At 57.9% G+C, this 3,144-nt stretch carries 6 protein-coding genes; all 6 read left to right on the top strand.

Annotated elements, in window-relative coordinates:
* The coding region (locus EN984_RS28120) for a glycosyl hydrolase 108 family protein (RefSeq protein ID WP_127384113.1) at positions 1–608 on the top strand (608 nt) is incomplete at its 5' end.
* A gap of 2 nt (positions 609–610) precedes the next feature.
* Positions 611–811 (top strand): hypothetical protein, encoded by a 201-nt coding sequence (locus tag EN984_RS28125; RefSeq protein ID WP_127271050.1) that lies wholly within the window; start codon positions 611–613, stop codon positions 809–811.
* Positions 804–1,076 (top strand): hypothetical protein, encoded by a 273-nt coding sequence (locus tag EN984_RS28130; protein ID WP_127271048.1) that lies wholly within the window; start codon positions 804–806, stop codon positions 1,074–1,076. Before EN984_RS28125 ends, EN984_RS28130 begins: the two co-directional genes overlap by 8 nt.
* Entirely contained in the window at positions 1,061–1,270 is a 210-nt protein-coding gene (locus EN984_RS28135; protein WP_127271047.1) for a hypothetical protein, read from the top strand. Before EN984_RS28130 ends, EN984_RS28135 begins: the two co-directional genes overlap by 16 nt.
* Positions 1,270–1,593: a hypothetical protein gene (locus EN984_RS28140; RefSeq protein ID WP_127271068.1), complete on the top strand. Its 324-nt coding sequence runs from the start codon at positions 1,270–1,272 to the stop codon at positions 1,591–1,593. Before EN984_RS28135 ends, EN984_RS28140 begins: the two co-directional genes overlap by 1 nt.
* A gap of 147 nt (positions 1,594–1,740) precedes the next feature.
* Complete coding sequence (locus EN984_RS28145) at positions 1,741–2,466, top strand: hypothetical protein (protein WP_127269583.1); 726 nt, start codon at positions 1,741–1,743, stop codon at positions 2,464–2,466.
* Positions 2,467–3,144 lie beyond the last annotated feature (678 nt).

Raw genomic sequence — 3,144 nt, forward strand, 5'->3', positions numbered from 1 at the left:
CCATGAAAGGGGTGACGCTCACCAATTTCCGCCGCTACGTGAAGGCCGATGCGACAAAGGCGGATCTACGCAAGATCAGCGATGCCCAGGTGGCGACGGTCTATCGCAGGTTCTATTGGGACGCCGTAGCTGGGGCTGAACTCCCTGATGGCGTGGATTACGCCGTCTTTGACTTCGCGGTAAATTCCGGGCCAGGCAGGGCTGCGAAGTACCTTCAGGCTGTCGTCGGTGTGACGCAGGACGGGCGCATAGGCCCAGCGACCATCGCCGCCGCAAACGGCAAGCCGGCGGGCGTTGTCATCGACGCGCTCTGTGACGACCGCCTGGCCTTCCTTAAGCGTTTGCCGACCTGGGCCACTTTTGGGCGCGGCTGGAGCGATCGGGTGAAGTCCGTCCGCTCGCAATCGCTCGTTCTGGCAGGGCAGGGGGAAGCCGCGGTTCAGCCTGTCATCACTCCGTCGACGCCTGTACCCGCTCCCGTTCCGCCAGCTTCGCCGCAGATCGTCTATCCCGAGCCAACCCAGACTGCCGAAACGAAGACCGTCGAACGCAACTGGCTGTGGCGGCTGCTGTTCGCGGTTGTCGGTGCCGTTTTCAAGAGGAAGTGACCATGCGAACGGTTCGCCAGCCAAGCGCGTTGCCAACGAACAAGCTGACAGCGGCCATGGTGTCGGCGTCGGCCGCCGGCATCGTGAAGGCACTTGTCGTGCACAACTTTCCCGACTTCGCCGATCCGGCGATTTGGGAGCCGCTGCCGTATGTCGTTGGCGGACTCGTCGGCTATTTCGTCAAGGACAAGCCCAATGTCTGAGCTGCTGGTGTGGCTGTTCAGTGCCGTGATCGACAACAAGGTCATCATGGCCATTCTCGCGGCTGTCGTCGGTGGCGTCAGCCTGTTCGTTGCCGGTGGGATTCACCGCGCCAACAAGGACAAGGCCAAGCAGGCGGCCAGAGACCTGGCCTCCGCCCAGGACAGTCTGGAGATGAACCGGGAGGCAACAGCGGCCGAACGGCAGGCCGCCGGCATGACAGACGACCAAGCCCGAGCGGAGGCGACTAAATGGGCAAAGCACTGATAGCCCCGGTGTTCCTGCTTCTGTCAGCGTGCGCCACGTCGGCCCCAATCGATGACCCTCGCAAGGTCTGGTGCGACCACAACACGCCCCGCCGGCCCTCGCTGACTGTCGTTCAGATCATGACCCGCGCCGAACTGGACGACTTGAACTCGTTCAATGCCAAGGGCGCTGACTGGTGCGGGTGGAAGCCATGATGCACGATTTGCTCGACCTATTGGGCATCAAGGCCCCTGTGCTTGTTGCCGGCCTCTCTGGCGGCATCCTGCGGGCTCTGTCGCGGCATCGGTACAAGCTGCGCGAAATGATAGCCTCGCCTGTTTGTGGCGCACTGGCGGCGGCTTATCTCACGCTGCCAGTGGTGTCGTATTTCAAAGCGACGGGATTGCCGATTCCAGATCCGGCCGATGACACCACGACGCTTGCGGCTGCTTTCCTGATCGGCGTTTCGGCTATGTGGATTTCGGATATGCTGTTCGAGATGATCGTGCGAAAGTTCAAGCCGGCGGCAGAGGAATAGCGGCGGTGGTCTGGTCGGATATCTGGCGAGTGTGCCTGGGGTGACGACGGCAATAAAACATGGCTTTCACCATTTCGGCACTATTCGAGTGGCTTAATTGCGTTCTGGTGTGTTTCGGGATATGGCGGAAGTGGTGGGGGAGGCCTTATGAGCAGCAACTGGTCACTGGAATCATTGCGCCTATCTATCTTCACTGCCGATCAGCCAAAGGGCACCGAGGCAGATTGGACCTTCCTCACTGGCCAAGACGAAGCTGAAGTTCGGCAAAACGTGCCAGGCGGCAAGGTCTATGTTGGCGATTTTGGACTTGGTCGGCTGACCTTGGGATTTGGTCCAAACAGGGTCGACGTGATTATGGGCATCAAGGCCGATTTCGCCGAAGACGCCGCCGTCCCGGCATTCGCGGAATGGGACGCAGGAATTGATGAATTCCAATCGGTAGCGTCGAAATTCCTTGCCAATTTTACCCATCCGGTGGCACGTCTGGCACTTGGATCCGTAATGTTGCAACAAGCGCCCGACGAGAAGAGTGTGAATTCGATCCTTAGCGGATACTTGAAGAGTGCTAAAATTCAGCCGGACACTGAAGATTTTTTATATCGCATAAATTCCCCGACGAGGAGCAACATACTGCCGCTAAAATTGAACCGTATTTTGAGCTTGGGGTCTGTGAAGATACAGAGGGGCTCAATTAGAGTTGGCGGGAATGAGGCTGGAATTGTCATGGGTGGGCAGGTTTTTGCTGCGCGCCTTGAACTCGATCATAGTACCGACGCAGCCAATGCGTCGCCATTGGATCGATCGCTTTTGGTGCCTATATGGGATGAACTGGTTGGCCTCGGTCGCCAGAATGTTGAATCGGGTGAACTGTGATGAGTGCGCTAGCCTTAATCGGGGAAGATAGTGGAACGCGACCTTCCTATGTTCCCAAGCAGCGCCCGGGCTCAGCTATCCCGCCATCCGCTAGAACTACTCCTGCTGTCCTAGAAACGATGGCAGGGAGGGTTTGTTTTTTGGAAGAGTTGCCCCTCATTGGCTGGGGACCCCTCACAGGCAGTGCACTGCCACCAAACGTCAGTACGGTATGGCCCGAGTTGTCTGTGTGGGAGAGAACTCTCTATCCGAATACGGTTTCGGTAACGGACCATTTGCCTTGGTTCGCGGACCTATCTCTGCCCAATTTGGTGATAGGGCACTCGAATCCTGCAAACACTTATGAGATTCCCGCGTTCCCGAAGATTTCTGCTCCGGGCGGGATGGCTGGTTTTGCTTCGAGGCTTTGGGAGGCAATACCCGCTGGTGTCAGATTACCTTCGGTATGGGCGGATGATGGGGAGATCGCTTTCGAATGGAAATGGGGGGAGCGCCACGCGATCCTAAGCATCGAGGAAGATGGGACCGTTGGCTACGCAATTTATCGTGGCGGTCAATTCTCGCCCGGGCGGGAGAGAGCGAATCTGGAAGTCTTGCCTGCCGATTTGCTCGATTATTTGCGAGAGACGTAAGCCGCAAAGAGTGTCCGAAAGAACTCACCAAGCAGAGTCCGTTTTC

Origin of the sequence: Mesorhizobium sp. M7A.F.Ca.CA.004.12.1.1 (assembly GCF_003997835.1) — a bacterium.
Taxonomy (GTDB): Bacteria; Pseudomonadota; Alphaproteobacteria; order Rhizobiales; family Rhizobiaceae; genus Mesorhizobium.

Excerpts from the sequence above, each read along its gene's own strand:
- EN984_RS28125 (WP_127271050.1), top strand. The coding sequence starts at position 611 with ATGCGAACGGTTCGCCAGCCAAGCGCGTTGCCAACGAACAAGCTGACA.
- EN984_RS28130 (WP_127271048.1), top strand. The coding sequence starts at position 804 with ATGTCTGAGCTGCTGGTGTGGCTGTTCAGTGCCGTGATCGACAACAAG.
- EN984_RS28135 (WP_127271047.1), top strand. The coding sequence starts at position 1,061 with ATGGGCAAAGCACTGATAGCCCCGGTGTTCCTGCTTCTGTCAGCGTGC.
- EN984_RS28140 (WP_127271068.1), top strand. The coding sequence starts at position 1,270 with ATGCACGATTTGCTCGACCTATTGGGCATCAAGGCCCCTGTGCTTGTT.
- EN984_RS28145 (WP_127269583.1), top strand. The coding sequence starts at position 1,741 with ATGAGCAGCAACTGGTCACTGGAATCATTGCGCCTATCTATCTTCACT.